This window comes from Streptomyces sp. NPDC002701, from assembly GCF_042889045.1.
Taxonomy (GTDB): domain Bacteria; phylum Actinomycetota; class Actinomycetes; order Streptomycetales; family Streptomycetaceae; genus Streptomyces.
Map to the genome: position 1 here is coordinate 941698 of NZ_JBIAQL010000001.1, position 26353 is coordinate 968050.

Below are 26353 nucleotides of genomic sequence, written 5' to 3' on the forward strand. Positions count from 1 at the left end.
GAGACACCAGGGGTCCTGGTCGTTCGAGGGAGCCTTTCATGAGCAAGCGAATGCGATAGGGCGCCGAGCCCCACCTCCGCGTACCCCCTTCCCGTTCACTTCCCTGTGCCGAGCCGCCCGCCCGCTCGCGCAGTGACTCCGCCTGCCCCACAGGAGCTCGCCATGTCTGTCTCCACCGCTGCCGCCGACCGGACCGCCCTCTGTGCCACCGGCACCGCCGAGCCCCTGCCGGTGCTCGGCCGCGACGTCACCGTCCCGCTCGTGACCGGTGGCGAGGTCACCTACGCAGCGCTCGACTACGCCGCCAGCGCCCCCGCCCTCCAGCGGGTGTGGGACGACGTGGCCGCGTACGCCCCGTACTACGGGAGCGTGCACCGGGGCGCCGGATACCTCTCCCAGCTCTCCACCGACCTCTTCGAGAACGCGCGCAGGACCGTCGCGGAGTTCCTCGGCTGCCGCGACGACGACGAGGTCGTCTTCACCCGGTCCACCACCGACTCCCTGAACCTCCTCGCCACCGCCCTGCCGGCCGGCTGCCAGGTCTTCGTCTTCGAGACCGAGCACCACGCGTCCCTGCTGCCGTGGCAGGACGCCCGCGTCACGTACCTCGACGCGCCGCGCACCCCGGCCGAGGCCGTCGCGACGCTGGAGCGGGCACTCGCCGGACGCGACCCGCACGGGCCGGCCCTCGTGTGCGTCACCGGCGCCTCGAACGTCACCGGCGAGCTGTGGCCCGTGACGGAACTGGCCGCCGCCGCCCACGCGCACGGCGCCCGGATCGTGCTCGACGCGGCCCAGCTCGCGCCCCACCACCCCGTGTCCGTACGGGAACTGGACGTGGACTGGGTCGCGTTCTCCGGACACAAGCTGTACGCGCCCTTCGGCTCCGGTGTGCTCGCGGGGCGCTTCGACTGGCTGCGCGAGGCCGCCCCGTACCTCGCCGGCGGGGGCGCCTCGCGGAAGGTGTCGCGGCGTACGGACGGCGGGGTCGACGTCGAGTGGCACGAGAGTGCCGCGCGGCACGAGGCCGGCTCGCCCAACGTCATCGGCGCCTACTCCATCGCCTCCGCCTGCAAGGCCCTCACCGAGGCCGGCTTCGACACGCTGGTCGCCCGTGAGCAGCACCTCGTCGACGCCGTCCGCCGGGGCCTCGCCGAGGTGCCAGAGGTCCGCGTGCTCTCGCTCTTCGGCGACGACGCCCCGCGCGTCGGCGTGATCTCCTTCGTCGTCGACGGCTGGAACAGCTCGCACTTCGCCGCCGCGCTCTCCGCCGAGTACGGCATCGGCGTCCGCGACGGCCTCTTCTGCGCCCATCCCCTCGTCCGTACGCTCCTCGGCAGCGACCCGCAGTCCCAGGGCGAGTGCGGCGCCCCCGAGGCCGCGCCCGGCGAGAAGTCGCTGAACGCCATCCGGGTCAGCTTCGGCGCGGGCACCCCCGACGAGCACGTGGAGCGGTTCCTGCGGGCGGTGAAGGAGCTCGTCACGGACGGCGCCCGCTGGAACTACCGTACGGAGGACGGGCGGTGCGTCCCGGACGCCGGTACGGAGAACCCCGCGGGGACCCGTTCGGGCACCGGTCCGGCCGTCTGAGGCCGGGGCCCGGCGGGCAGCCGGGCGCCGAGCACCACCATGCGCAGCGCCCGCTCCGTCGCGTCGGTGAGGAGCTCCCCGGCGCGCAGGAACGCCTCGGCCGGCGCCATCGGGGCGGGCAGGATCCCGCTGCAGGCGTCCACGCCGGGCACGGTGTGCGCGCCCTCGCCGAGGGTGCCCGCCAGGGCCAGCACCGGGCGCCCGTGCAGCTTGGCCCGCCGGGCCACCTCCGCCGGGACCTTGCCCCGCGGGGTCTGGTGGTCCAGGGAGCCCTCGGCGGTGAGGACCAGGTCGGCGCGGGCCAGCCGGGCGTCCAGGTCGAGATGGTCCAGGAGCACCTCGAAGCGGGGGAGGAGCCGGGCGCCGAGAGCGGCGAGACCCGCGCCCAGACCGCCGGAGGCCCCCGTACCCGCGCCGCCGTACAGGTCGCCGGTGACACGGAGGTCCCGGGTGAGGACGCGGGCCCAGTTCTCCAGGCCGTCCGCCAGCAGCTCGACCTGGGCGGGCGGCGCCCCCTTCTGCGGACCGAAGACCCGGGCCACGCCCAGTTCACCGCAGAGCACGTTGTACGGATTGCAGGCGACCAGCAGTTCCACGTCCGCGAGCCGGGGGTCGAGGCCCGACGGGTCGATACGGCTGAGACGCACCAGCTCCCCGCCACCCCGCGGGAGTTCGAAACCGTCCGCGTCGAGCAGCCGGGCCCCGAGCGCCTGGAGGGCGCCCGCGCCGCCGTCCGACGTACCGGAGTCGCCGCAGCCGACGAGCACCCGGCGTACGCCCTTGTCGAGGGCCGCGCCGATCAGCTCGCCCACGCCGTACGTGGTGGTGGCGCCCGGGTCGCGCAGGCCGTGCGGGACGAGGGAGAGGCCCGCCACGGCCGCCATCTCCACCACCGCCGTGCCGCCCGCGCCGAGCAGCGCGAAGTGCGTCCCGACGGGTTCGCCTAGCGGGCCGGTGGCGGGCAGGGCCACCAGCCGGCCGCCGGTGGCCGAGGCGAGGGCCCTGGCGGTGCCCTCGCCGCCGTCCACCAGCGGGATGAGGTCGACCTCGGCGTCCGGGACGACACGCAGGACGCCCGCCGCGATGGCCTCGGCCGCGGCCGGGGCGGACAGGGACTCCTTGAAACCGCTGGGGGCGACGGCGAAACGGGTCAGCATGAACAGGGCTCCTTCAGAGCTTCGGTGCTTCAGGGGGTGAGGACGGGGACGCCGAGCAGCGGCCACACGGCGAGGGCGAAGAGCAGGACGAGGGCGGCCGTCAGCGGGGCGAGGACCGCGGACAGGCGCAGCAGGTCGCGCGGGGTGTACGTCGGTGTGCCGGGCAGGTCGGCGAAGAGCGTGACCGGCTTGGCCGAGGCCGGCAGGGTGTGGCAGAAGCCCGCCGCCGCGGTGGACGCCAGCGCGGCGGCCACCGGGTTGACGCCCGCGCCCACGGCCGCCGCGACCACCAGCGGGACGAGGACGGACGAGCGGGCCGAGCGGGACTGGAGCACGAGGTGGGCCGCCGTGCTCACCACGACGACCAGCGCCAGGAAGAGCCACGGGTCCACGTCCGCGGGCAGGCCGGACACCAGCCACCGCGCCGCCCCCGAGTCGGCGAGTGCGACGCCCATCGCCATCGTCGCGGCCATGAACAGGAGCAGCGACCAGGGCACGGTCCGCAGGGCGTCCTTGAGGCGCACCGTGCCGAGGGCGGGTGAGGCCGCGACGACCGCGCCGATCAGGGCGACGACGGCGGGGGACACCTGGTGGAGCGGCTCGCTGCACCACAGCACGACCACCGTGGCGAGCAGCAGCGCGCAGCGCGACTCGGCGGGCGACCAGGGGCCGGTGACCGGCTGCTCGCTGTGCTGCTGGATGTCGTCGGCCGTGACGCGTACGGGAGTTCGGCGGTCCGCCCACCGGGTGGTCGTCAGCAGCACGGTCTCGGCCGCCAGATGGGAGGACACCACGGCCAGCGGCAGACCGAGCAGCAGCCACTGGGTGAAGTCGATACGCTCCCCGGTCGTCTCCCACAGCACCGACACCGTGATCAGATGTGCGCCCGCGCCGATCAGGGTCGCCACCGCCGACAGAAGGATCACGGTCGGAAAGAGCAGCGCCAGCATCACGACCAGTCGTCTCCGGTCGGCCAGCACCTTGGCGAGCGCGAGGAACACCGGCAGCGCGAGCGCGGCCCGGCCGGAGGTGGCGGGCACCGCGAACGCCGTGACGACCAGCGCCGCCGTGGTCAGATGCACGAGTTGGCGCACGGTCCGGGCCCCGCCCACCAGGAACGCCGCCGCCCGCCCCGCGAGCCCGGTCCGGGTCACCGCGGCCGCGAGCACGAAGGCGCAGATCAGCAGCCAGACCGTCGAGTCACCGAGGGTGCCGAAGAGCGTCTCGCTGTTGATCACGCCGGTCACGGTCAGCGCGAGTCCCGCGCCCAGGGCGATGTACGTGTCGTCGATGGGGGTGCCGATCCACGCGCAGGTCGCCAGCGCGAAGACGGCGAGGGTCAGCCGCGCGTCACCGCCGAGACCGGGGAAGTTCCCGGGCACGCACAGCAGGGCACAGAGACTCAGGGCCACGCAGAGGGTGGCGGCTTGACGGGGGTTCAGGCTCACGACACCCAGAGTTCAGCCGGGCGGTGAGCCCTGGATGAGCCCCGCATGAAGGAAACTTCACCCCCGCGCCCGTCAGGCCGGGAGCCGGTACCCCATGCCCCGCACGGTCTCCACCCGCTCCGCTCCCAGCTTCTTCCGCAGCGCCCGCACGTACACGTCGACGATGTTGGAGCCCGGGTCGAAGTCGTACCCCCACACGTGGGACAGGATCTGCTCCCGCGACAGCACCTGCCCGGGGTGCCGCAGGAACAGTTCGAGCAGCACGAACTCACGGGCCGTCAGGTCGACCGTCCGCTCACCCGCCCGGGCCCGCCGCGTCCGCAGGTCGAGGGTGAGGTCGCCGCCGCGCAGCACGGTGACCTCGGGTGCCCCCGCCGCCGTGCGCAGCCGCAGCCGCACCCGCGCGAGGAGTTCCTCGAAGCGGAACGGCTTGGTCATCCAGTCGTCGGCGCCGCCCTCCAGGCCGGCCACCGTGTCGCGTACGGAGTCCCGGGCGGTCAGCACGATCACCGGGACGGTGACCCGGGCTTCGCGCAGTTCGCGCAGCACGGTGAAGCCGTCCCGCCCGGGCAGCCCGATGTCGAGGACGACCAGGTCGAAGCCGCCGGTCAGGGCGTATTCGTAGGCCGTGTCGCCGTCCGCCACGACGGTCGTGGTGAAGCCGCCGGCGCGCAGGCCCTTCTCCACGAAGGAGGCGATGCGCTCCTCGTCCTCGACGATGAGGATCCGTTTCACGCGTGCCGTCCTGTCATGGGCGTTCCTGTCATGGGAGTTCCGGGCGTGGGTCTTCCGGTCATGGGCGTTCCTCTTCCGGGGGGAGTTCCCGGGTGGATCCTGGGGCGGGTTCCGGGGTGATGTCCGGCGTGAGCAGGAGGGCGAAGGTGGCCCCGCCGCCCTCGGTCTCGCGCAGCAGTACCCGGCCGCCGCGGTGCCCCTCCGCGATCGCCCGCACGATCGACAGACCGAGGCCCGCGCCGGTGCCCCGGGTGCCGCGCCGGGCGGTGCCGCGGCGGAAGCGTTCGAAGATGACCTCGGCGTCCTGCGGCTGCACACCGGGGCCGGAGTCGGACACGTACAGCTCGACGCGTGCGCCATGGGTGTGCGGGACGGGACCGTGCGGGCCGAGGAGACGCGAGCCGATACGGATCGTCTGGCCGGGAGCGGTGTGCTGGACGGCGTTCTGCGCGAGCTGCACCATCGCCTGGGTGATGCGCTGCGGGTCCAGCCGGGCCTCGCCCTCGGCGACCTCGGCCAGCTCCCAGTGGCGGTCGCCGAGCGTGCGGGCCTTGACGAAGACGTCGGCGGTGAGCTCCGCGAGCTGGACCGGCTCCGGGGCGACGAAGTCGGGGCGCTCGGCCTTGGCGAGGAGCAGCAGGTCCTCGACGATGCGGCTCATCCGGTCCAGCTCGTCGGTGACCAGGCGGACGGTCTCCTCGCGCTCGGCCGGATCGTCGCCCATCAGCTCCAGGTGGCCGCGCACGATGGTGATCGGGGTGCGCAGCTCGTGGCCCGCGTCGTCGACGAACTCCCGCTGGGCGGCGAAGGCGCGCTCCAGGCGGTCCAGCATGGCGTTGAACGTCTCGGCCAGCGCGGCTATGTCGTCGTGGCCGCGGACCGGGATGCGCCGGGTGAGGTCCTGCTCGGTGAGCTGCGCGGCGGCGGTGCGGACCAGCCGTACGGGCTTCAGGATGCGGCCGGCCACCACCCAGCCGATCCCCGTCGTCATCAGCAGCGCCACCCCGCAGATGGCGAGCAGGATGCGGAACACCTCGTTCGCGCGGGCCTGTTCGCGCCCCGGGTGGAACGCGACGACGAAGGCGGCCTCCGGCTCCCCGCCCGGGCGGGCGATGGACACCTTGGCCCACCGGACGTCCCCGGCGGCGCGGTGCAGCGTACCCGTGGAGGCGGTGGACGCGAGGATCCGGCGCCGGCTCGCCGCGTCCCGGTGCAGGGGCAGTTCCACGGGGATCTCCCGGTCCTGGACGAGCTTGGCCGGGGCCGCTCCCGCGGGGCCCGCCAGCAGGCCCAGCAGTTCCTCGTCGGGGTCGGCGTACTGCCGCTCCAGGAAGACGCGCAGCAGACGTCCGGGGTCGTCGAACGGCTGCCCGGTCGCGGGGTCCACCCCCCGCTCCTCGAAGTGCGCGAACTCGCCGGTCTCCTGGGCCAGCAGGCCGCTGACCCGGGAGTCGACGTCCCGCAGCAGGATCGAGCGGGTGGTCGTGGCCACGGCGGCGAAGGCCACGGTCATCACGAGGAGCAGCCAGAGCAGGATGCGGACCCGGGCCGAGACCCGCCGGCGCACCCGGCCGGGGGCGGCGTCAGCCGTCGTCCCCCGGTCCGTCGTCCCCCGGTCCGTCGTCCCCCGCGCCGTCGTCACCGGGTCCGTCGTCGTCATCGTCGTCACTCACCGGAGGTCGTGACACGACCTCGTCGCTGGGGGTCGGTGTCGCTGTCGGGGTCGCGGTCGGAGCCGGGGCCGGCTCCGCGGTGCCGGGTGTGGCGGAGGGGGAACCGCTGCCCAGCTCCACCTTGGGCGGCACCTTCGGGGCCTCAGGACTGTCGGTGAGGGCGTAACTGGTGGCGGCGATCCCCAGGGGAATCACCACGACGGCGGCGAGGGCCGCGATCCGATGGGAGAAGACCATGGGGCGATCCTGCGGCGGGCACCGGCCGCCGCGCATGAGCGCACGATGAAGAACTCTTCATCCCACCCCGCACCCGATCCCACCCCGCTCCCGCACCGGGGCACGGCTCCCTGACGGGCTAGTTGTCCAGCCCGATCGCGAACGCCGCCTCCAGGTCGTGCTGCGAGTACGTGCGGAACGCCACGTGCGTGTCCGTGCCCTGCACCCCGGGGATCTTGCTGATCATGCCGGGAATGACATCGGCCAGGTCGTCGTGGGCCGTCACCCGGACCATGGCGATCAGGTCGTAGGTCCCGGTCACCGAGAAGACCTCGCTGACGCTGTCCAGCGCCGCGATCGACTCGGCGATCTCGGGAATCCGGTCCACGCTGGTCTTGATGAGCACGATCGCGGTGATCACGGCTGGTTTTCTCCCTCGGTGGCCGGCGCTGGGGATTTCACTCTAGCCGGACGCCCGTACAGCACCCACGCGCAGAGGAAGCCCGCGGAGAAGCCCAGCAGGTGCGCCAGATAGGCGACTCCGGGGCCCTGGGTCGCGCGCCCCGCGGCCAGCCACTGCAGCGACACCCAGAACGGCAGCACCACCCAGGCGGGGAACCGCAGCGGCAGGAAGAAGAGGAACGGGAAAAGACTGGTCACCCGGGCTTTGGGGAACAGGTAGAGGAACGCGCCGAGGACCGCGGAGATCGCTCCCGAGGCGCCGACGAGGGCCTGCGCGGAGTCGGCGTGGGCCCCCGCGTACCCGAGCAGGGCGAGACAGCCGCAGCCGACGTAGAAGAGGACGAACCGGAAGTGGCCCATCCTCTCCTCGGCCATCGCGCCGAAGACGTAGAGGAAGAGCATGTTGCCCAGCAGATGCAGCCAGCTGCCGTGCACGAACAGCGCGGTGGCCGGGGTCGCGGCGGCCCGCGGCGTCCCCCGGAACAGTTCGACGGGCACCACGCCCCACCGCTCGAAATAGGCGCGCTGCGCGGACAGGAGTTCGTCACCGGTGCCGTACGAAGGACTGAGGCCCGAGGCCGGGCCGATCACGAAGAGCAGACAGCACAGGGCGATCAGCCCGTGGGTCACCGGGGCGGCGTGCCCCCGGGCCGTCCCGACCGCTCTGACCGCCCTGGTGGCGGAGGTACCCCGGTTGCCGAACATGAGCAGAGCATGACGTAACGGGACCGAACAGTGCAGAGCGCCTCGCCGCTTCCGGCGGACGGGCGTCGAGTACCCGCCAGGCCGTAGGGTTACGAGCCACACGCTCCAGGACACTGGTGCGGCACGAAGACCGAGGAAAGAGAGCGACTGCCACGATGACGGTTCCCTCCCCGACCGCCGAGACCCGGTGGCGCTGCACGCTCTGCGGCAACCTCACGCGCTTCGACGTGACGCGTTCGTCGAAGGTCGTCGAGTACGTGCATCTGGACCTGGCGGGGGAACCGGAGATCGAGGAGCGCGAGGTGGTCAGTGAGACCATCGAGTCCGTGCGCTGCCGGTGGTGCAACGCGGTGGATCAGGTGGAACTGGTGGACAGGCCGGGCGCCGGCTCCTGACAGGAGCGGGCCCCGCACGGACGATGGGGTGAAGGATGGCCGAGACCACAGGCGGGGAGCCGGACGACGGCGACGCCGAGGTGCTCGACCGTCCGCTGCCCGACGGTGTGCGCCGCCGGGTCGTCCAGATCGTCTCCGACGGCTTCGGCGGGCTGACCGTGTCCGAACTGCCCACCCAGTTGCGACAGTATGCCCGCTTCGCCCCCAACCGCCGTGCCAAGTTCGCGGGTACCGCGATGGCGGCGGCCATGGAGACCGACCCGCTGTTCAGACAGCGCATCGCCGAGAAGCTCAGAGAGGCGCAGGCCGAGCTGGCCGGCGCCCTCGACTCCGGCGCGCCCCCGCCGGCCGCCGATCCGCTGGACGTGGCCGCCGCGGCCTATGTGCTGCGGCCCCCGGGCTGGGTGAAGCTGGTGACCGCCGCGGGCGAAGAGGCCCTGCGGGCGGACGCCGAGCGCGCCGACGAGGAGAGCCGCGCCGAGCTGGAGCGGCTGCGCGAGGAACTCGCCGGGGCCCGTGGCCAGATCCGCGTCGAGACGGAACGGCTGCGGACCGAACTGGACGCGGCGAAGAAGGAAGCGGAATCGCTTCACCGCAAGCTGCGCGGGGCCCTCAGCGACGTCAAGCGCGGCGAGGCCGCCCTGCGCAAGCTGCGGGGCGAGATGGACTCCGTACGGGCCGAGGGGCAGGCCCAGGTGTCGGCCGCCGAGAGCGAGACGCGGCGGCTCAAACAGCGGCTCGGCGAGGTCGAGGCGTCCCTGGAGGCCACCCGCCGCGCGGCCCGCGAGGGACGCAGCGTCGAGGACATGCGGGTACGGCTGCTCCTCGACACCGTGCTCGACGCGGCGCAGGGGCTGCGCCGCGAACTCGCCCTGCCGCCGGTGTCGGTGCGCCCCGCGGAGACCGTCGACGCGGTCGAACCGGGACGGATGACGCCGAAGGACATCGCGGCCCGGGCGCTGTCCGAGAACGACCCCGCCATCCTCGACCAGTTGCTCGCGCTGCCGCAGGCGCATCTGGTCGTCGACGGCTACAACGTCACCAAGACCGGCTATCCGCAGATGCCGCTGGAGAAGCAGCGGCTGCGGCTCCTCGGTCAGCTCTCGCAACTGGCCGCGCAGACCGGCGCCGAGGTCACCTGTGTCTTCGACGGCGCCGAGCTGGCCGCCCCGGTGCTGCTCGCGCCGCCCCGCGGGGTGCGGGTGCTGTTCTCCAAGCCGGGGGTCACCGCGGACGAGCTGATCCGCCAGCTCGTGCGCGCGGAACCGCCCGGGCGGCCCGTCATCGTCGTCTCCACGGACCGCGAGGTGGCCGACGGCGTGGCGAGCGCGGGGGCCCGCCCGGTGGCTTCCGCGGTGCTGCTCAAGCGCCTCTCCAGGGGTTGAGATCCGGCCGGTGCGGGTAACCAGGACGCGCCGCTGATCAGCGGCCCCCCTTCTGTCCCGTACGTCACATAGGTTCCGGACGTCCCAAGAGCAACGCATGGTCTCCTTGCCCTGATTGACGTGACCTGTGGGCCACGTAGCGTCAAGTGGGCGTCACCGCAGGTGAGTCGAGTGCAAAGAAAACGCTCGAGGGCCGAGATTTTTCCGAGGAGGATTTGAACTGATCACAGGATCATCACTAGGGTCAGGCGTCGAACCTCCACTCGGGTGATCACTCATTGGGAGTGACGGTGGAGGGGCACCGCCAACCGGCGTCTTCGGTGGGCGGCTGAGGTAATGAAGGAGCTCGCCTCCGTGGCGTCCCACCGTCGACCGAAGCAGCCGAGCCGCACCCGCGTGACCGTGCTCACCACAGCCGCAGCCGCGGCCGTCGCCCTCAGCTCGCAGGCGGCCAACGCCGCGCCCAGCGAGAAGCCCAGCAAGGACGAGGTCAAGGCCAAGGTCGACAAGCTCTACGAAGAGGTCGAGCGCGCCACCGACAAGGCCAACGGCGCCGAGGAGAAGCAGGAGAAGCTGGAGAAGGAGATCGACACTCTCCAGGACCAGGTCGCCCGCGGCCAGGACGACCTCAACTCCATGCGTGACGGCCTCGGTCTGATGGCCAGCTCCCAGTACCGGACGGGTGCCATCGACCCCTCCGTGCAGCTCTTCCTCTCCTCGGACCCGGACGACTACCTCGACAAGGCGTCCACCATCGACCAGTTGAGCGCCCAGCAGGTCGAGGCGCTGAAGAAGGTCCAGGAGAAGCAGCGGGTCCTCGCCCAGCAGCGTCAGGAAGCGGCCGGCAAGCTCAAGGAGCTCTCCGACACCCGCAAGACCCTGGGCAAGAAGAAGAAGGAAGTCCAGAGCAAGCTCGCCGACGCGCAGCGGCTGCTCAACAGCCTGACCGCCACGGAGAAGGCGGCCATCACCAAGGCGGACGAGCGTGCCAGCCGCTCCGCCGGTGACCGCGTCGAACTCGGCAACGAGGTCCCGGCCTCCGAGCGCGGTGCCGCCGCCCTCGCCGCCGCGAAGACCCAGATGGGCAAGCCGTACGTCTCCGGTGGCAGCGGCCCCAACTCCTACGACTGCTCCGGTCTCACGCAGTGGGCGTACAGCCAGGCCGGTGTGTCGATCACCCGGACCACGTACACCCAGCAGAACGACGGCGTGAAGATCGGCCGCAGCGCGCTCAAGCCCGGCGACCTGGTCTTCTTCAACAGCCTGGCGCACGTCGGCCTGTACGCCGGCAACGGCGTGGTGCTGCACGCCCCGAAGCCGGGCACCGTCGTCCGCCTCGAGTCGATGAGCACGATCGGCTCCTTCCAGTTCGGCGTCCGCGTCTGACGGAAGCAGCCCTCCGGGATCCCCCTGAAGGCCGACCGCCACGCCGCCCGAACGGGCGAATTCCCGTGGCCCCCGCTGACCCCGTGCCCCGCCCATGACCTGCGTCTGAGGCGGGGCGTCACGTTGTGTGCCCGTCACGGTCTTTGGTCTCCGCGTAGTCGCACGGCTACTCTCTGGCGCGTTTCCCCCAACTCCGGGGGACCGTCAGCGGAAGGGAGAGCGGCTTCCTGTGGGGTTTCATCGCCGCCCGGCACCGTCCGGCTTCGACCGGGGCGCACGAGGCGCCACCCTCTGCGTACTGACCGCCGCGGCCGCGGCCCTCGGTGTCCTGCCGGCCGGCGCCGCGCCGCAGGACGACAAGCGCGCCGAGGTGGACCGGCTGTACGAGGAGGCCGAGAAGGCCACCGAGTCGTACAACAGGGCCGACGAGCGCGCCGACACCCTGCACGACGAGGTGGACAGGGCGCAGGACCGGATCGCCCGCCAGCAGGACCGCATCAACACCATGCGGGACGCGCTCGGTTCGCTTGCCGGGGCCCAGTACCGCTCCGGCGGCCTCGACCCGTCGCTGGCACTGATGTTCTCCGACGATCCCGACGACTACCTCGACAAGGCGGCCGCGATCGAGCGCATCAGCGCCCGCCAGGCCGGGGAGCTCAGAGAACTCCAGACCGCCATGCGCGACCTGGGCCAGGACCGCGCGGAGGCCACCCGCAAGCTCTCCGAACTGGACAGGAGCCGTGCGGCGGTCGCCCGGCACAAGCGCACCGTCGAGCGGAAGCTGTCCAAGGCGCGGCAGCTGCTCAACTCGATGCCGGACGACGACCGCGCCGCCTACGACCGGGCCTCCCGCTCCGGCCGGACCCCCGACCTCACCGGAGCCGTCCCGTCCTCCGGCCGGGCCGCCGCCGCCGTCGCGGCCGCCCGCTCCGCCGTCGGCCGCCCGTACGTCTGGGGTGCCAACGGGCCCTCCGGCTTCGACTGTTCGGGCCTGACGCAGTGGTCGTACGCGCAGGCCGGTGTCGGTCTGCCACGCACCTCGCAGGCCCAGGCGCACGCCGGGCGGCAGGTGCCGCTGTCGCAGGCGCAGCCCGGTGACATCGTCACCTACCGGGACGACGCCAGCCATGTCGGCATGTACGTCGGCAACGGCCAGGTGATCCACGCGCCCTACCCGGGCGCCCCCGTGCGCTACGACCCGGTGGGCATGATGCCCGTCTCCGCCGTGACGCGCCCCTGACCCACCGGGTCCGACGCCGTACGATCTGGATCGTGGCTGGTCGTGGACGTGCGCCGAAATGGGTCGTGGGGCTGTTGCTGGCCGGTCTGGTCGGCTGCGGCGGCACCTCGGGGACCGACAGCGCGTCCGCCGACGTCCAGCGCGTGCTCGACCGGCGGGCGGCGGCCGTCCGCGACGGCAGCGAGAAGGTCTTCGTGGCGACGGCGGCGCCGGGCCCCGCAGCCGCCGGCGAACGGGCCGAGGCGCGCACCGCGTTCAGGAACCTGCGGGCGGTCCCGCTGGCCGACTGGTCGTACCGCGTGACCGGCCTGCGCCGCTCCGGCGACCGCGCCACGGCCGACGCGGACCTCCGCTACCGCATAGCGGGCTACGACAGGTCGCCCGTCGTCACCGCCCGCACGCTGAACCTGACCCGCGTCGAGGGGCGCTGGTACGTGACCGACGACCGGCCCGCCGGCGACTCCGGCCGGCAGCTGTGGGAGCAGGGGACCGTGGTGGCCGTACGCGGCGAGCACAGCCTGGTGCTGGGCGTCGGGCAGTCCCTCGGCGCCCTGCGCGGTCATGCGGGCCTGGCCGACCGCGCGGTGCCCGCGGTGCGGGAGGCGTGGGGCGGTGACTGGCCGGGGCGGGTCGTCGTCCTCGTACCGGAGTCGCTGAAGGGGATGGCGGAGCTGCTGGGGGCGCCCGCGTCCGGGTACCGGGGGATCGCCGCGGTCACCACGGGCGAGGCGGGCGGTGCGGGGGAGGCGCCCGCCGACCGGATCATCGTCAACCCGGAGGCGTACGGGGTGCTGGGCTCCTTCGGCCGGCAGGTCGTGCTCACCCACGAGACGACCCATGTCGCCACCCGTGCCGCGACCTCGGCGGCCACCCCGCTGTGGCTGTCGGAGGGGTACGCGGACTGGGTCGGCTACCGGGGCACCGGCCGCTCGGCGGTGCAGGCCGCGCCCGAGCTGACACGGGCGGTGGCCGACGGGCAGGTCCCTGCCGCGCTGCCCGCCGACAAGGACTTCGGGTTCGGCGGCGACGCGGGGAAGCTGGCGCGGGCCTACGAGAGCGGGTGGCTGGCCTGCCGGATGATCGCCGAGCGCTGGGGCGAGGTGCGGCTGGGCGAGTTCTACCGGGCCGTGGGCGGCCACGAGAAGCGGGCGGGGGCGGTGGAGGCGGGGATGCGGGAGGTCCTGGACACGTCCCCGGAGGAGTTCACGGAACTGTGGCGGGAGTACCTGCGGGACCGGCTCGGGGCGGGTGAGAGCGCCGAGGCGGGTGACGGGTGAATGGCTTACGGGCGACGCGTGGCGAGGGGCGGTCAGGGGGTGAGGGACTCCTCGTCCGCGGGGGTCGCCCGGCTGGGCGCCGGGGCCGGATCCGCGTACGACACGGTGTCGCGCCACAGGAGCACGCCCGCGGTGACGGTCGCGGCGACCAGCAGGCCGTTGCGGATCACGAGCAGGGTGATCCCGAAGGGGCTGCTGCCGACGACGTCCGAGAAGTAGACGGGGAACTCCAGGACGGTGAAGAAGCTCGCAGCCACCACCATCCCCGCCGGCAGCCCCATCCGGCTGCCGCGGAAGACCAGGCACACGGCGGCCAGACCGACCAGCCACACCAGGTACTGGGGGCTGATGACCCGGCTCGTCGTGGTGAACAGGAGCACCGCCACGAACGCGGCGTCCGCGGCCGTGTGCACCAGGAACCGGGTCGCGCACAGCCGCCACAGGAGCACCCAGCCGAACGCGAGCCCGGTCAGCATCAGCGCCACCGTGCTCACCACGTCGACGTACGGGCCGAGGAACTCCACCGAGCCGTAGTTGAGCAGGACCTGGCCCTCCCAGCCGTGGTGCCGGGCGACGTGGAAGACCAGCGAGCCGAGGGACTCGACCTCGGTACCGCGGTCACGCTGGAAGGTCAGGAACGCGAACGCGCCCGGCATCACCGCGGTGAACAGCAGCGCGATGCCCGCGGCCGTCGCCGCCGCGGCACCCCAGGCCCGGCGCCCGGTCGTGCCCACGAGCAGCAGCAGCGGCCACACCTTCAGCAGCGCGCCGAACGCGGCGAACACGCCCATCACCCTCGGGTGCCGGACGCCCGCGAGGAGCGCGGCCACCGCGACGGCGGTCACCATGACGTCGTACCGCGAGTACACCGTCGGCCCGAGCAGGGGCACGCCCACCACCCACACCCAGGCGCCGCGCCGCGACCTGTCGGGGCGCCGGCCCGCGTACAGGAGCAGGGCGAGGGCGAACAGGTCGGCGGCGAACGCGAGGACGAAGAACGCCTCCGTGTAGGCGAGGAACGGCAGCAGCGCGGGGGAGAGGATCGCGAGCGCGGCGGCCGGCGGATACTGCCAGGTCACGTCGTCCAGCGGGAAGGTGCCGGTGCGCAGGACCTCGTACCAGTTCTGGTAGGTCACGGCGACGTCGCTCGTGACGTCCGGGCCGGGGAACACGAACACCTTGAAGACGAAGAGCAGCAGGAGCAGCCTCGTCAGGACCCAGACGAGCAGCATCGGAAACGGGAACCTCGGCCCCCTGACTGCCGCCATGCCCACCTGCCCCTTGTCCGTACGGATCCCTTGAACGGCCATGATCCCCCGCGCGGCTGTGCGAGAGCGGTGAAGCGCGGCCGGGCGGAGCTGCCGGGTGCGGGTTCGGTACTGTCGACGGCGATGCACAAGACCCTGATCGTGACCAACGACTTTCCGCCGAGACCGGGCGGCATCCAGGCGTTCCTGCACAACATGGCGTTGCGCCTGGACCCCGAACGGCTCGTCGTCTACGCCTCCACATGGAAGCGGGGCCGGGAAGGAGCCGAGGCCACAGCCGCCTTCGACGCCGAACAGCCCTTCGTCATCGTACGCGACCGAACAACCATGCTGCTGCCGACTCCGGGGGTCTCCCGGCGGGCCGTGGGGCTGCTGCGGGAGCACGGGTGCACGTCGGTGTGGTTCGGGGCGGCGGCGCCGCTCGGGCTGCTCGCGCCCGCGCTGCGCACGGCGGGCGCGGAGCGGCTCGTGGCCACCACGCACGGGCACGAGGCGGGGTGGGCGCAGTTGCCCGCCGCGCGGCAACTGCTGCGCCGGATCGGTGAGTCGACGGACACGATCACGTACCTCGGGGAGTACACGCGCTCGCGGATCGCGGCCGCGCTGACGCCCGAGGCGGCGGCGCGGATGGCGCAACTGCCCCCCGGGGTCGACGAGAAGACCTTCCACCCCGGCTCCGGCGGGGACGCCGTGCGGGCCCGTCTCGGCCTCACCGACCGGCCGGTGGTGGTCTGCGTGTCGCGTCTCGTCCCGCGCAAGGGGCAGGACACGCTCATCCTCGCCATGCCGCGGATCCTGGCGAGCGAGCCCGAGGCGGTGCTGCTGGTCGTGGGGGGCGGGCCGTACGAGAAGGAACTGCGGCGGCTCGCGTACGAGACCGGGGTCGCCGGCTCGGTGCGCTTCACCGGCGCGGTGCCCTGGTCGGAGCTGCCGGCCCACTACGGCGCGGGGGACGTCTTCGCCATGCCCTGCCGGACGCGGCGTGGCGGGCTGGACGTGGAGGGGCTCGGCATCGTGTACCTGGAGGCGTCCGCGACGGGGCTTCCCGTGGTCGCGGGGGACTCGGGGGGCGCGCCGGACGCCGTCCTCGACGGTGAGACGGGATGGGTCGTGCGGGGCGGCTCACCGGACGAGGCGGCGGACCGGATCGTGACGCTGCTGGCGGACGGGGAGTTGCGCCGCCGGATGGGGGAGCGGGGGCGGGAGTGGGTGGAGGAGAAGTGGCGCTGGGACCTGCTGGCGGAACGGTTGCGTGAGTTGCTCTAGCGCCTACGGGGGTGCGACTGCGGTGGCCTTGGCGGCTGCGGGCCGGTGGGGGCTTGTCGTGCAGTTACCCGCGCCCCTGGGTACCCAGGGGCGCGGGTAACTGCACGAGCGGCCACGGCGGTGGGAGAGCCGAAGGTCGTTCAGAGGGGCGGGCCTAGCCCTGGTAGATCGCCTCGATCTCGGCGGCGTAGTCCTTCGCCACCACGCTCCGCTTCAGCTTCAGCGACGGCGTCAGATGACCGGAGTCCTCCGTGAACTGGTGCGGCAGCACCCGGAACTTGCGTACCGACTCCGCCTTCGACACCGCCGCGTTGCCGTCGTCCACCGCGCTCTGGACCGCCGCGAGCAGATCCGCGTCCTGCCCCAGCGACACCGCGGTCGAGCCGGCGGGCTTCCCGTGTTCCTCGGCCCAGCGGCCCAGGAACTCCTCGTCGATCGTGACCAGCGCACCCACGAACGGCCGCCCGTCGCCGACGACCATGCACTCCGCGATCAGCGCGTGCGCACGGATCCGGTCCTCGATCACCGCGGGCGCGACGTTCTTGCCGCCCGCCGTGACGATGATCTCCTTCTTGCGGCCGGTGATCCGCAGGTAGCCGTCCTCGTCGAGGGTGCCGAGGTCACCGGTGTGGAACCACCCGTCGGCCAGCGCCTCCTCGGTCGCGGCCTCGTTGTTCCAGTACCCCTTGAACAGGTGCTCCCCGTGCAGCAGCACCTCGCCGTCGTCGGCGATGCGCACCACCGAGCCCGGCAGCGGCTGCCCGACCGTGCCGATCTTCTGCCGGTCCCACGGGTTGAAGGCGGTGGCCGCACAGGACTCGGTCAGGCCGTAGCCCTCCAGGACCGTGAAGCCGATGCCGCGGAAGAAGTGGCCGAGGCGCTCGCCCAGCGGAGCCCCGCCCGAGATCGCGTACTCGCCCTTGCCGCCCAGCACCGCGCGCAGCTTGCCGTAGACGAGCTTGTCGAACGCCTTGTGCTTGACCTTCAGACCCAGCGAGGGGCCCGCCGCCGTGTCCAGCGCACGGCTGTAGGCGATCGCCGTGTCCGCCGCCTTGTCGAAGATCTTGCCCTTGCCGTCCGCCTGCGCCTTGGCCCGCGCCGAGTTGTAGACCTTCTCGAAGACGCGCGGCACCCCGAGGATCAGCGTCGGCCGGAACGAGGCCAGCTCCTCGGTGAGGTTCTTGATGTCCGGGACCATGCCCAGCTTGATCGGCGCCATCATCGGCGCCACCTGCACCAGCCGCCCGAAGACGTGTGCGAGCGGCAGGAAGAGGAGCACCGAGCACTCGCCGGTACGGAACAGCGGCCGCAGCCGCTCCACGATGTTGCCGCACTCGGCGAAGAAGCTGCGGTGGGTCAGCACACAGCCCTTGGGGCGACCGGTGGTGCCGCTCGTGTAGACGATCGTCGCCGGGTCGTCGGCCTTGGCGAGCGAGCTGCGCTCCTCGACCGCGGCGTCCGTGACGTCCTTGCCGGCCCGGCCGAGCTCCTCGACACCGCCGCCCTCGATCTGCCAGACGTGCTCGAGCCGCGGCAGCCGGTCACGTACCGACTCCACGGCGGCCGCGTGCGCGTCCAGCTCCACGACGACCGCGGTGGCGCCCGAGTCACCGAGGATCCACTGCACCTGCTCCGCGGAACTGGTCTCGTACACCGGTACGGTGACCGCGCCCGCGCTCCAGATCGCGAAGTCCAGCAGCGTCCACTCGTACCGGGTGCGGGACATCAGGCCCACACGGTCGCCGGGCCGCACGCCGGACGCGATCAGGCCCTTCGCGGCGGCCTGCACCTCGGCGAGGAAGACGGTGGCCGTGACGTCCGTCCAGGTGCCGCCGACCTTGCGGGCGATGACCGCGACGTCGGGGTGCTGCGCGGCGTTTCTGCGGACGATGTCTGTCAGATTTCCGTCCGCAGGGACCTCGTACAAAGCCGGAAGGCTGAACTCGCGCAAGACTGCTGCTCCTCATAGGGCGCCGACGCCACGACTTCGTGTGATGCGACGGAGCGGTCCAAGGCTCGGGCAAGGTGCTCCGGGAGTCGGTTGTTGAAACCCCGAGCACGACTGGACTGCCCGGACGTTACCCGCCGGTACTGCCTCTACGACAGGGGGGCCCGGTGAGATGTTCCCCGCGTCACACGTGCTGACGTTCCCTGGCGCAGAGTAGTCCAAGCCGTCACGGACCGGGTAGTAACCGCAGGTCCGCCCGCGTCTACACACGTTTGCTCCACAGGCTTACCCTTGATCGCCATGGCAGGTACACAAGGCGGCAACGGAAGTGACGCGCGGGAGACCCCCCGCACCCGGATCCACGTCGTGAGCGACGTGCACGGCAACGTCCGTGACCTGGTCAGGGCCGGTGACGGCGCGGACGCCCTGATCTGTCTGGGAGATCTCGTCCTCTTCATCGACTACGCCGACCACTCCCGCGGCATCTTCCCGGACCTGTTCGGCACCGAGAACACGGACCGCATCGTCGAGCTCCGCACCGCCCGTCACTACGAGGAGGCGCGGGCCTTCGGCGCACGGCTGTGGGCGGGCGTGGACCGGGGTCCCGCCATCGAGAAGGCCGTACGGAAGCAGTACGCCGAACTCTTCGCGGCCTTCCCCACCCCTACGTACGCCACCTACGGCAATGTCGACATGCCCTCCCTCTGGTCGGAGTACGCCGGCCCGGGCACCACCGTGCTGGACGGGCAGCGCGTCGAGATCGGCGGCCGGGTCTTCGGCTTCGTCGGCGGCGGACTGCGTACCCCCATGCGGACGCCGTACGAGATCAGCGACGAGGAGTACGCGGCGAAGATCGAGGCCGTCGGGGAGGTGGACGTGCTCTGCACGCACATCCCGCCCGAGGTGCCCGAGCTCGTCTACGACACGGTGGCGCGGCGCTTCGAGCGGGGGAGCAGGGCGCTCCTCGACGCGATCCGGCGCACCCGGCCGCGCTACTCGCTCTTCGGGCACGTCCATCAGCCGCTCGTCCGGCGGATGCGCGTCGGCGCCACGGAGTGCGTGAACGTGGGTCACTTCGCCGGGACGGGGAAGCCGTGGGTGCTGGAGTGGTGAGGGGAGTGCCGAGGGCAGTGGCGGGGGCCGCCGGGGCCGCGGACGCGCGCAGGGCCGGGAGCGGAGGGCCCCGCACAGCGCGGTAGCCTTCACGCTGCACACACAGGACGCTGCACACAGGCAGAAGGCGTTCGCACCCCGCACGACCCCCCTGTCCGGACCGCATCTGGAGGAGCCACGGCGATGGCGGAACACACCAGCTCGAGCATCACGATCGAGGCGGCACCGGCCGATGTCATGGCGGTCATCGCCGACTTCGCCCGCTACCCCGACTGGACGGGCGAGGTGAAGGAGGCGGAGGTGCTCGCGACGGACGAGAAGGGCCGCGCCGAACAGGTGCGCCTCGTCATGGACGCCGGCGCCATCAAGGACGACCAGACCCTGGGCTACACCTGGACCGGCGACCACGAGGTCTCCTGGACCCTGGTCAAGTCCCAGATGCTCCGCTCGCTGGACGGCTCGTACACCCTGAGGCCGGCCGGTCTGAGCGCCACCGAGGTCACCTACCGGCTCACCGTCGACGTCAAGATCCCGATGCTCGGCATGATCAAGCGCAAGGCGGAGAAGGTCATCATCGACCGCGCGCTGGCGGGCCTGAAGAAGCGCGTGGAGTCCGGCGACGCCGACAAGGCCGACAAGAAGGCCGAGTAGACGGAGCAGGTGGAGTAGGCGGAGTACGCGGAGCGACCGCAGAGGGCGGAACGGGCGGAGCCAGTGGGGCGAGGCCCGGCGGCTCGCCGTCCGCACCGCCGCACCACGTACCGTTCAGCAGCATGCGCACCATCCTGATCACCGGCCCCGGCGGCGCCGGCCGCACCACCGTCGCCGCGGCCACCGCGCTGGCGGCCGCCCGCCGGGGTACCCGCACCCTGGTGCTCTCCGCGGACCGCACCGACACCCTCGGCACCGTCCTCGGCGCCCCGACCGGCGGCACGCCGGCCGAGACCGCCCCCGGCCTCACCGCCTGGCGCCCCGACGCCGACGACAGTTTCCGGGCGGACCTCCTCGCCCTTCAGGAACAGGCGTCCGCCGCCCTCGACCTGCTGGGCTCCGTCCGCCTCGACGCCGAGGAACTCACCCCACTGCCCGGCGCCGAGGAACTCGCCCTGCTCCGCGCCCTGCGTGACGCGGCCGCGTCGGACACCTTCGACCTGCTGGTCGTCGACCTGCCGCCCGCTCCTCGGGCACTCGCCCTGCTGGCCCTGCCCGAACAGCTGCGCCGCTATCTGCGCCGCCTGCTGCCCGCGGAACGCCAGGCGGCCCGCGCCCTGCGACCCGTCCTCGGCCGTCTGGCCGGCGTGCCGATGCCGACCGAGCGGCTGTACGAGACGGCGGCCCGCTGGGACGTCGACCTGGCCGCGGTGCAACGGGCCGTCGACGACCCGGCCACGACCGTACGGCTGGTCGCCGAGCCGGGCCCGTACGGCGCCGACACCGTACGGTCGGCCGCCACCGGCCTCGCCCTGCGCGGCCTGCGCACCGACGCCCTGATCGCCAACCGCGTCCTGCCCGACGCGTCCCCCGACACCTGGCTGGCCGGGCTCGCCGCCCAGCAGCGCAAGGCGCTCGACGAGTGGCGTGACGCGTGGGGACGGGCGCACGGCGTGCACGAGGTCCCGCACCTCGGCCGCGACCCGCGCGGTACCGAAGACCTGGCCGTGCTGCCCGTGCCGACCGCGGGTGACGCGCCCGGCACACCCGGCACACCCGGCACGCCTGTCTGGCCCGTCGTCGACCGCCTCGCCGACGACGGCGTGCTCGTCTGGCACATCCCGCTGCCCGGCGCGATACGGGAGGAGCTGGACCTCGTCCGGCGCGGCGACGAACTCGTCGTGACCGCCGGACAGTTCCGCCGGATCGTCGCCCTTCCGTCCGCCCTGCGCCGCTGCGCGGTGGACGGCGCCTCCCTGCGCGAGGGTGAACTGCGTGTCCGGTTCGCGCCCGACCCGGATCTGTGGCCGCGGACACAGTGAACGCCCTACCCCGTTCGGGTAACGTCGAGAGACACAGAGCCGATGCTTGGAGTCCGCCATGAGCGATGAGCGCCCCACGTCCGACGCAGGGGAGGACGCGCTCGGCACGGTGCACGACGACACGGTGCACGGCGAGCGGCGTGACGAGGTCCGCACGACCGACGACGACGCCTGGGCCACGGCGTGCGCCGAGGACCTCGCCGCGGAGAAGGCCCGCCGCAGCACCGAGTACGGCCGGCCGCCCGGTTCGGCCGCCGAGGAACTGCGCAAACTCGTCGACACCGTCGCCGACAAGCTGTCCGGACTGCAGTCACCGCTGCTCGGCGCGGTCGCGGGCGGCGCCGCACAGCAGATGGTGAACCAGGTCGTGCAGCAGGCCAGGGCCGCCGTCGAGCCCGTCATCGAGCGCAACCCCGACGTGTTCGACCACCTGGCGAGCGCCGGGTCCGAACTGCTCGCCGCGTACCGCTCCGCCGTCGAGGCGCAGGAGCGGCGCTGGACCGCCCGGGACACCGCAGCGCGCCCCCGGGAAGAGGGCACGGGTAGCGGGGAACACATCGACCTCGACTGAAGCCGCTCGGGTACGGTTGGCCGTAGCGGGGCTCGACCGAAACTGAGGGATTCATGGGACTCACCATCGGCGTCGACATCGGCGGCACGAAGATCGCGGCCGGGGTGGTCGACGAGGAAGGCAACATCCTCTCGACCTTCAAGGTGCCGACTCCGACCACGCCGCAGGCGATCGTGGACGCGATCGCGGCGGCCGTCGAGGGTGCCAGGGCCGGGCACGAGATCGTCGGCGTGGGCATCGGTGCCGCCGGATACGTCAACCGGGAGCGCTCCACGGTCTATTTCGCGCCGAACATCGACTGGCGGCAGGAGCCCCTGAAGACAGAGGTGGAGGCCCGGGTGGGCCTGCCGGTCGTGGTCGAGAACGACGCGAACGCGGCCGCCTGGGGCGAGTACAAGTTCGGCGCGGGCAAGGGCCATCGCAACGTCATCTGCATCACGCTCGGTACGGGCCTGGGCGGCGGCATCATCATCGGCAACAAGCTGCGGCGCGGACACTTCGGTGTGGCCGCCGAGTTCGGACACATCCGGATGGTGCCGGACGGGCTGCTGTGCGGCTGTGGTTCGCAGGGCTGCTGGGAGCAGTACGCGTCCGGGCGCGCGCTCGTGCGGTACGCGAAGCAGCGGGCCAACGCGACGCCGGAGAACGCGGACATCCTGCTGTCGCTGGGGGACGGCTCCCCCGACGGCATCGAGGGCAAGCACATCTCGATGGCCGCGCGGCAGGGGGATCCGGTGGCGGTGGACTCGTACCGCGAGCTGGCCCGCTGGGCCGGTGCCGGTCTCGCCGACCTGGCCTCGCTCTTCGACCCCTCCGCGTTCATCGTCGGCGGGGGGCTGTCCGACGAGGGGGAGCTGGTGCTCGACCCGATCCGCAAGTCGTACAAGCGGTGGCTGGTGGGCGGGAACTGGCGGCCCGTCGCGGACGTGATCGCCGCGCGGCTGGGGAACGAGGCGGGGCTGGTGGGGGCGGCCGACCTGGCCCGGGAGCCCGACCCGATCATGTAGCCCGACCCCCACGACGCCCGCCGGCCTTCACGACCCCGGCGGGCGTCCGTGTACCCGGCCGCCCCCGGCCCGTCCTGTGTGTGCGGCCCGGTGGTGGCTGATCGCGCAGTTCCCCGTGCCCCTGAAAGCCGGGCGGTGACGGGGCGCCCCGTCAGGGGCGCGGGGAACTGCGCGGGCAACCCCCACCTGCCCGCGGGTGGGATCCGGCGGGGGCCCCGTCAGGGGCGCGGCGCGGCATCGCCCCGGTGGTGCGACACCGCGTCGCCGCTATCTTGATGCGTATGTCGATCAGCCCGACAACCGGCCCGCTGCCGACGTCCCGTACCGAGGCCGACGGGTCCGCCGTCATCCGCGTCCTCAGTTACAACATCCGCTCCCTCCGCGACGACACCACCGCACTGGCCAGGGTGATCACCGCCTGCGCCCCGGACCTCGTCCTGCTCCAGGAAGCCCCCCGCTTCTTCCGCTGGCGCAAGAAGCTGGCGAGGCTGGCGGCAGCCTCCGGCCAGGTCCTCCTGACCGGCGGCGCCACAGCCTCCGGCCCCGCCCTCCTGTGCTCCCTGCGCGCCAGGGTGGAACACACCGAGGACGTACTGCTCCCCCTCACCCCGGGCCTGCACCGACGCGGCTTCGCGACCGCGGTGGTCCGCTTCGGAGGCGCCCGCGTCGGCGTGCTGAGCTGCCATCTCTCCCTGCAGAAGGACGAGCGCCGGCACCAGGGCGGCATGCTCCTCGACCGGCTCGCCGCCCTGGACACCCCGCACGCCGTCGCCGGCGGCGACCTGAACGAGCGACCGGACGGCCGCACGTTCAAGCGCCTCGCGGCGAAGCTGCAGGACGGCTGGGCGGTCGCCCCCTGGGGCGGGGAGCACACCTCGACCCCCACCGACCCCCACCAGCGCATCGACGCCCTCTTCGCGACGCCGGGCGTGGAGATCCTGGGCTGCGGCGTACCGATCGGTCACCCCGGAGTCAGTGAGGCGGACCTGAGGGCGGCCACGGACCACCTCCCGGTCCTGGCAGCCCTCAGAATCCCGGCCGCCTGAATCCCGGCCCTCTGCATCCCGACCTCCGAGGGGACGCGGAAGCGTCAGACCACCGCGCCGCGCCCCGGGTCCTCCTCGTCCTCGTCGTCGCCGCGCATCCGCCCCACCAGCGTGGCGAACCCGCCGAGGAAGCCGCCGATGCCGAGCGTGGCGAGCCACCACGTCATCTCCCAGCCCAGCAGGACCGCGAGAAGGAGCAGCACGGGCCCGCCGATCACACCCAGCCAGGCGAACTTGGCCGTCGCGTCCGCGGCAGGCAGCGCCGGCGGCTCGGGCGGCACGAAATGCCCCTCGTCGTCCTCGTCGAAGTCCTCCTCGGCGGGCTCCGGCGCCGCGTAGTCGCGCGGACCGGCGACACCGGGCGCGAACGCGACCGAGCTGCCGAGCGGCTTCCCGGCGGCCGGCCCGTCCTGCGCCTCGGCAGCCGCCTCCGGGGCGTCCGGGCCCGCGGTGTCCGTGTCCGCACCGCCCTGCTGCCCCTTGGCGCCCTTGGGCGTCGCGGCAGTCTTCGTGTCGGAGTCGCCGGACCCGCCGGAGTCGTTCGTCTCGGGCTCCAGCAGCGCCAGGTCCTCCACCGACTTGAACGGCTTGGCACCGGGCGGATCCGGCGGTTCGTCGCCGTACCCCGCCACGATGGCCTCCCACGCCGCCGTCTCGTCGAACGACGGGCCCTGTTCCGCGCCGGGCGGCGCGTCCTTCTCGTCCGGTTCGCGATCCGCGTCGTGCTCAGCCACCAGTGGCCGTCCCTTCCTGCTGACCCGCCTGGCCCGCGCCGGCCTCCTTGCCGGCACCGGGTGCGAGCCGGGAGACGAAGGCGAAGCTCTCCTCGAAGATCCGGTCCGCGTCGTGGTCCAACGTCGCGACGTGGTAGCTCTGTTCCAGAAGTATCTCCGTGACATCCACGGACGACACCCGGCTGAGGATGCGAGCCGAGTCGGCGGGCGGCACGACATGGTCCTGCGGGCTGTGCAGGAGCAGCATCGGCTGCGTCACCTGCGGGAGTTCGCCGTCGAGCAGCCGGTAGAAGGTGCGCATCGAGTGCGCCGCGTGCAGGGGCACCCTGTCGTAGCCGATCTCGATGCCGCCGTCCTTGGCGATGTCACTGGTGATGCCCTTGACCGTCCGGACGACGTGACGGACCACCGGCAGGGCGTACGCCGCCAGTCCGTGCACCTTGTTCGCCGGGTTGACGACGACGATGCCGCTGACCTCGTCCCCGTGCTTCGCGGCGAGCCGCAGGGTGAGCGCGCCGCCCATGGAGAGGCCGAAGACGAAGACGTGGGCGCAGCGCTCCCGCAGGGCGCGCAGCTCGCGGTCCACCTCCGCGTACCAGTCCTGCCAGCCGGTCAGCTGCATGTCCTCCCAGCGCGTGCCGTGACCGGGCAGCAGGGGCAGCGAGACGGTCAGACCGCGCTCCGCGAGGAACTCCGCCCAGGGGCGCAGCGACTGCGGGGAACCGGTGAAGCCGTGGCAGAGGAGGACCCCGACCTCTCCGCCCTCGTGGTGGAACGGCTCAGCTCCGGGAAGGACCCGCACCTTCGGTCTCCTGTTCGTCTCAAGGGCGACGCGATGATCACCCCGCAGCTTCGAGGCGTACTTCACCGTACGCGACGGCACTGACACCGACCAGGGCTGTCGGACCCATTGACAGTGCTCCGGGTTAAGGTCTGATCGACAGACACGGGAGGCACTCGGGTGATGTACGGCGCGTTGAAGTTCTCCGTCGGAGGGCCCCTGAAGCTGGCTTTCAGACCCTGGGTGGAGGGCCTCGAGAACATTCCCGCCGAGGGTCCGGCCATCCTGGCGAGCAACCACCTGTCGTTCTCGGACTCGTTCTTCCTGCCCGCGGTCCTCGACCGCAAGGTCACCTTCATCGCGAAGGCCGAGTACTTCACCACGCCCGGCGTCAAGGGCCGGATGACGGCGGCCTTCTTCAAGGGCGTCGGCCAGCTGCCGGTGGACCGCTCCGGAGGGCGCGGCGCCGGCGAGGCGGCGGTCAGGAGCGGCATCGGCGTCCTGGAGCGGGGCGAGCTGTTCGGCATCTACCCGGAGGGCACCAGGTCGCCCGACGGCCGCCTCTACCGCGGCAAGCCCGGCGCCCTCGCGCGCGTGGCGCTGGCCACCGGGGCGCCCGTCATCCCGGTCGCCATGATCGACACCGAGAAGATCCAGCCGCCCGGCAAGGTGATGCCCAAGCTGATGCGCCCCGGCATCCGCATCGGCCGCCCGCTGGACTTCGGCCGCTACGGCGGCATGAAGCACGACCGTTTCGTCCTGCGCGCGCTGACCGACGAGGTCATGTACGAGATCATGAAGCTCTCCGGACAGGAGTACGTCGACATGTACGCGACGGCCGCCAAGCGGCAGATCGCGGAGGCGGCGAAGGCGCAGAAGCAGGCACTGAAGGAAGCCGAGAAGGAAGCCCAGGGGGAGGCCCAGATGGAAGTGCAGGAGGAAGCCGAGCAGGCGCGGAACGGCTCCTAGATCTGGAC

General features: G+C 72.6%; 25 protein-coding genes. 14 read left to right on the forward strand and 11 right to left on the reverse strand.

Features of this window, described 5'->3' with window-relative positions:
* The first annotated feature begins 162 nt into the window (after nucleotides 1–162).
* Nucleotides 163–1590, forward strand: coding sequence for an aminotransferase class V-fold PLP-dependent enzyme (locus ACFYXC_RS04000; protein WP_389546512.1), 1428 nt, complete (start codon nucleotides 163–165; stop codon nucleotides 1588–1590).
* Here ACFYXC_RS04000 and ACFYXC_RS04005 read toward each other — a convergent pair.
* From ACFYXC_RS04005 to ACFYXC_RS04035, 7 genes are all read right to left on the reverse strand, one after another.
* Nucleotides 1503–2747 (reverse strand): glycerate kinase, encoded by a 1245-nt coding sequence (locus ACFYXC_RS04005; RefSeq protein WP_389546515.1) that lies wholly within the window; start codon nucleotides 2745–2747, stop codon nucleotides 1503–1505. The genes ACFYXC_RS04000 and ACFYXC_RS04005 overlap by 88 nt on opposite strands.
* Before the next feature lie 29 nt (nucleotides 2748–2776).
* Complete coding sequence (locus ACFYXC_RS04010) at nucleotides 2777–4195, reverse strand: SLC13 family permease (protein WP_389546518.1); 1419 nt, start codon at nucleotides 4193–4195, stop codon at nucleotides 2777–2779.
* Nucleotides 4196–4267: 72 nt separating this feature from the next.
* Complete coding sequence (locus tag ACFYXC_RS04015; protein ID WP_388919486.1) at nucleotides 4268–4930, reverse strand: response regulator transcription factor; 663 nt, start codon at nucleotides 4928–4930, stop codon at nucleotides 4268–4270.
* Between the two features lie 58 nt (nucleotides 4931–4988).
* On the reverse strand, nucleotides 4989–6443 hold the full coding sequence (locus ACFYXC_RS04020; RefSeq protein WP_389546785.1) for an ATP-binding protein: 1455 nt from the start codon (nucleotides 6441–6443) through the stop codon (nucleotides 4989–4991).
* 70 nt (nucleotides 6444–6513) lie between these two features.
* Nucleotides 6514–6840: a small secreted hydrophilic protein gene (locus tag ACFYXC_RS04025; RefSeq protein WP_389546522.1), complete on the reverse strand. Its 327-nt coding sequence runs from the start codon at nucleotides 6838–6840 to the stop codon at nucleotides 6514–6516.
* 118 nt (nucleotides 6841–6958) lie between these two features.
* Nucleotides 6959–7240, reverse strand: a complete 282-nt coding sequence (locus ACFYXC_RS04030; RefSeq protein WP_388919494.1) for an Lrp/AsnC family transcriptional regulator — start codon at nucleotides 7238–7240, stop codon at nucleotides 6959–6961.
* On the reverse strand, nucleotides 7237–7986 hold the full coding sequence (locus tag ACFYXC_RS04035) for a rhomboid family intramembrane serine protease (RefSeq protein ID WP_388919497.1): 750 nt from the start codon (nucleotides 7984–7986) through the stop codon (nucleotides 7237–7239). The genes ACFYXC_RS04030 and ACFYXC_RS04035 overlap by 4 nt, the downstream gene beginning before the upstream one ends.
* 155 nt (nucleotides 7987–8141) lie before the next feature.
* Here ACFYXC_RS04035 and ACFYXC_RS04040 point away from each other — a divergent pair, with 155 nt between their 5' ends.
* The 5 genes from ACFYXC_RS04040 (at nucleotide 8142) to ACFYXC_RS04060 (ending at nucleotide 13669) form a co-directional block, all read left to right on the forward strand.
* On the forward strand, nucleotides 8142–8381 hold the full coding sequence (locus ACFYXC_RS04040; protein ID WP_389546525.1) for a hypothetical protein: 240 nt from the start codon (nucleotides 8142–8144) through the stop codon (nucleotides 8379–8381).
* A 35-nt stretch (nucleotides 8382–8416) separates the two neighbouring features.
* Complete coding sequence (locus ACFYXC_RS04045; RefSeq protein ID WP_389546528.1) at nucleotides 8417–9766, forward strand: NYN domain-containing protein; 1350 nt, start codon at nucleotides 8417–8419, stop codon at nucleotides 9764–9766.
* Between the two features lie 354 nt (nucleotides 9767–10120).
* Entirely contained in the window at nucleotides 10121–11152 is a 1032-nt protein-coding gene (locus ACFYXC_RS04050; protein WP_389546530.1) for an NlpC/P60 family protein, read from the forward strand.
* A 229-nt stretch (nucleotides 11153–11381) separates the two neighbouring features.
* Nucleotides 11382–12392, forward strand: coding sequence for an NlpC/P60 family protein (locus ACFYXC_RS04055; protein ID WP_388919509.1), 1011 nt, complete (start codon nucleotides 11382–11384; stop codon nucleotides 12390–12392).
* A 32-nt stretch (nucleotides 12393–12424) separates the two neighbouring features.
* On the forward strand, nucleotides 12425–13669 hold the full coding sequence (locus tag ACFYXC_RS04060) for a hypothetical protein (RefSeq protein WP_389546535.1): 1245 nt from the start codon (nucleotides 12425–12427) through the stop codon (nucleotides 13667–13669).
* Nucleotides 13670–13701: 32 nt separating this feature from the next.
* Here ACFYXC_RS04060 and ACFYXC_RS04065 read toward each other — a convergent pair whose 3' ends face one another.
* Nucleotides 13702–14937: a glycosyltransferase 87 family protein gene (locus tag ACFYXC_RS04065; protein ID WP_388919515.1), complete on the reverse strand. Its 1236-nt coding sequence runs from the start codon at nucleotides 14935–14937 to the stop codon at nucleotides 13702–13704.
* Nucleotides 14938–15060: 123 nt separating this feature from the next.
* Here ACFYXC_RS04065 and ACFYXC_RS04070 point away from each other — a divergent pair, with 123 nt between their 5' ends.
* Nucleotides 15061–16203, forward strand: coding sequence for a glycosyltransferase family 4 protein (locus ACFYXC_RS04070; RefSeq protein ID WP_389546539.1), 1143 nt, complete (start codon nucleotides 15061–15063; stop codon nucleotides 16201–16203).
* Between the two features lie 154 nt (nucleotides 16204–16357).
* Here ACFYXC_RS04070 and ACFYXC_RS04075 read toward each other — a convergent pair whose 3' ends face one another.
* Nucleotides 16358–18154, reverse strand: a complete 1797-nt coding sequence (locus ACFYXC_RS04075; protein WP_389546542.1) for an AMP-dependent synthetase/ligase — start codon at nucleotides 18152–18154, stop codon at nucleotides 16358–16360.
* Between the two features lie 297 nt (nucleotides 18155–18451).
* On the opposite strand from ACFYXC_RS04075, the gene ACFYXC_RS04080 reads away from it, so the two are divergent.
* From ACFYXC_RS04080 to ACFYXC_RS04105, 6 genes are all read left to right on the forward strand, one after another.
* Nucleotides 18452–19264, forward strand: coding sequence for a metallophosphoesterase (locus ACFYXC_RS04080; RefSeq protein ID WP_389546545.1), 813 nt, complete (start codon nucleotides 18452–18454; stop codon nucleotides 19262–19264).
* 183 nt (nucleotides 19265–19447) lie between these two features.
* The gene (locus ACFYXC_RS04085; protein ID WP_388919524.1) at nucleotides 19448–19915 is read left to right on the forward strand and encodes an SRPBCC family protein; all 468 of its coding nucleotides are present in this window, start codon (nucleotides 19448–19450) and stop codon (nucleotides 19913–19915) included.
* 122 nt (nucleotides 19916–20037) lie between these two features.
* The gene (locus tag ACFYXC_RS04090; protein WP_389546548.1) at nucleotides 20038–21237 is read left to right on the forward strand and encodes an ArsA family ATPase; all 1200 of its coding nucleotides are present in this window, start codon (nucleotides 20038–20040) and stop codon (nucleotides 21235–21237) included.
* 58 nt (nucleotides 21238–21295) lie between these two features.
* Complete coding sequence (locus ACFYXC_RS04095; protein WP_388919529.1) at nucleotides 21296–21808, forward strand: DUF5304 domain-containing protein; 513 nt, start codon at nucleotides 21296–21298, stop codon at nucleotides 21806–21808.
* Nucleotides 21809–21861: 53 nt separating this feature from the next.
* Nucleotides 21862–22815, forward strand: coding sequence for an ROK family glucokinase (locus ACFYXC_RS04100; protein ID WP_388919532.1), 954 nt, complete (start codon nucleotides 21862–21864; stop codon nucleotides 22813–22815).
* A 281-nt stretch (nucleotides 22816–23096) separates the two neighbouring features.
* Nucleotides 23097–23861: an endonuclease/exonuclease/phosphatase family protein gene (locus ACFYXC_RS04105; RefSeq protein WP_389546553.1), complete on the forward strand. Its 765-nt coding sequence runs from the start codon at nucleotides 23097–23099 to the stop codon at nucleotides 23859–23861.
* Nucleotides 23862–23905: 44 nt separating this feature from the next.
* Here ACFYXC_RS04105 and ACFYXC_RS04110 read toward each other — a convergent pair whose 3' ends face one another.
* The gene (locus tag ACFYXC_RS04110; RefSeq protein WP_389546555.1) at nucleotides 23906–24595 is read right to left on the reverse strand and encodes a hypothetical protein; all 690 of its coding nucleotides are present in this window, start codon (nucleotides 24593–24595) and stop codon (nucleotides 23906–23908) included.
* Entirely contained in the window at nucleotides 24588–25397 is an 810-nt protein-coding gene (locus ACFYXC_RS04115) for an alpha/beta hydrolase (protein WP_388919541.1), read from the reverse strand. The genes ACFYXC_RS04110 and ACFYXC_RS04115 overlap by 8 nt, the downstream gene beginning before the upstream one ends.
* Nucleotides 25398–25559: 162 nt before the next feature.
* Between ACFYXC_RS04115 and ACFYXC_RS04120 the strand changes: the two genes are divergently transcribed.
* Nucleotides 25560–26345 (forward strand): lysophospholipid acyltransferase family protein, encoded by a 786-nt coding sequence (locus ACFYXC_RS04120; protein WP_389546558.1) that lies wholly within the window; start codon nucleotides 25560–25562, stop codon nucleotides 26343–26345.
* Nucleotides 26346–26353 lie beyond the last annotated feature (8 nt).

What these genes read in the sequence shown, in the direction of transcription:
- ACFYXC_RS04090 (WP_389546548.1), top strand. Translation starts at nt 20,038, where the DNA reads ATGCGCACCATCCTGATCACCGGCCCCGGCGGCGCCGGCCGCACCACC.
- ACFYXC_RS04080 (WP_389546545.1), top strand. Translation starts at nt 18,452, where the DNA reads ATGGCAGGTACACAAGGCGGCAACGGAAGTGACGCGCGGGAGACCCCC.
- ACFYXC_RS04085 (WP_388919524.1), top strand. Translation starts at nt 19,448, where the DNA reads ATGGCGGAACACACCAGCTCGAGCATCACGATCGAGGCGGCACCGGCC.
- ACFYXC_RS04105 (WP_389546553.1), top strand. Translation starts at nt 23,097, where the DNA reads ATGTCGATCAGCCCGACAACCGGCCCGCTGCCGACGTCCCGTACCGAG.
- ACFYXC_RS04000 (WP_389546512.1), top strand. Translation starts at nt 163, where the DNA reads ATGTCTGTCTCCACCGCTGCCGCCGACCGGACCGCCCTCTGTGCCACC.
- ACFYXC_RS04025 (WP_389546522.1), bottom strand. Translation starts at nt 6,840, where the DNA reads ATGGTCTTCTCCCATCGGATCGCGGCCCTCGCCGCCGTCGTGGTGATT.
- ACFYXC_RS04100 (WP_388919532.1), top strand. Translation starts at nt 21,862, where the DNA reads ATGGGACTCACCATCGGCGTCGACATCGGCGGCACGAAGATCGCGGCC.
- ACFYXC_RS04095 (WP_388919529.1), top strand. Translation starts at nt 21,296, where the DNA reads ATGAGCGATGAGCGCCCCACGTCCGACGCAGGGGAGGACGCGCTCGGC.
- ACFYXC_RS04070 (WP_389546539.1), top strand. Translation starts at nt 15,061, where the DNA reads ATGCACAAGACCCTGATCGTGACCAACGACTTTCCGCCGAGACCGGGC.
- ACFYXC_RS04040 (WP_389546525.1), top strand. Translation starts at nt 8,142, where the DNA reads ATGACGGTTCCCTCCCCGACCGCCGAGACCCGGTGGCGCTGCACGCTC.
- ACFYXC_RS04045 (WP_389546528.1), top strand. Translation starts at nt 8,417, where the DNA reads ATGGCCGAGACCACAGGCGGGGAGCCGGACGACGGCGACGCCGAGGTG.
- ACFYXC_RS04020 (WP_389546785.1), bottom strand. Translation starts at nt 6,443, where the DNA reads ATGACCGTGGCCTTCGCCGCCGTGGCCACGACCACCCGCTCGATCCTG.
- ACFYXC_RS04005 (WP_389546515.1), bottom strand. Translation starts at nt 2,747, where the DNA reads ATGCTGACCCGTTTCGCCGTCGCCCCCAGCGGTTTCAAGGAGTCCCTG.
- ACFYXC_RS04035 (WP_388919497.1), bottom strand. Translation starts at nt 7,986, where the DNA reads ATGTTCGGCAACCGGGGTACCTCCGCCACCAGGGCGGTCAGAGCGGTC.
- ACFYXC_RS04120 (WP_389546558.1), top strand. Translation starts at nt 25,560, where the DNA reads ATGTACGGCGCGTTGAAGTTCTCCGTCGGAGGGCCCCTGAAGCTGGCT.
- ACFYXC_RS04065 (WP_388919515.1), bottom strand. Translation starts at nt 14,937, where the DNA reads ATGGCGGCAGTCAGGGGGCCGAGGTTCCCGTTTCCGATGCTGCTCGTC.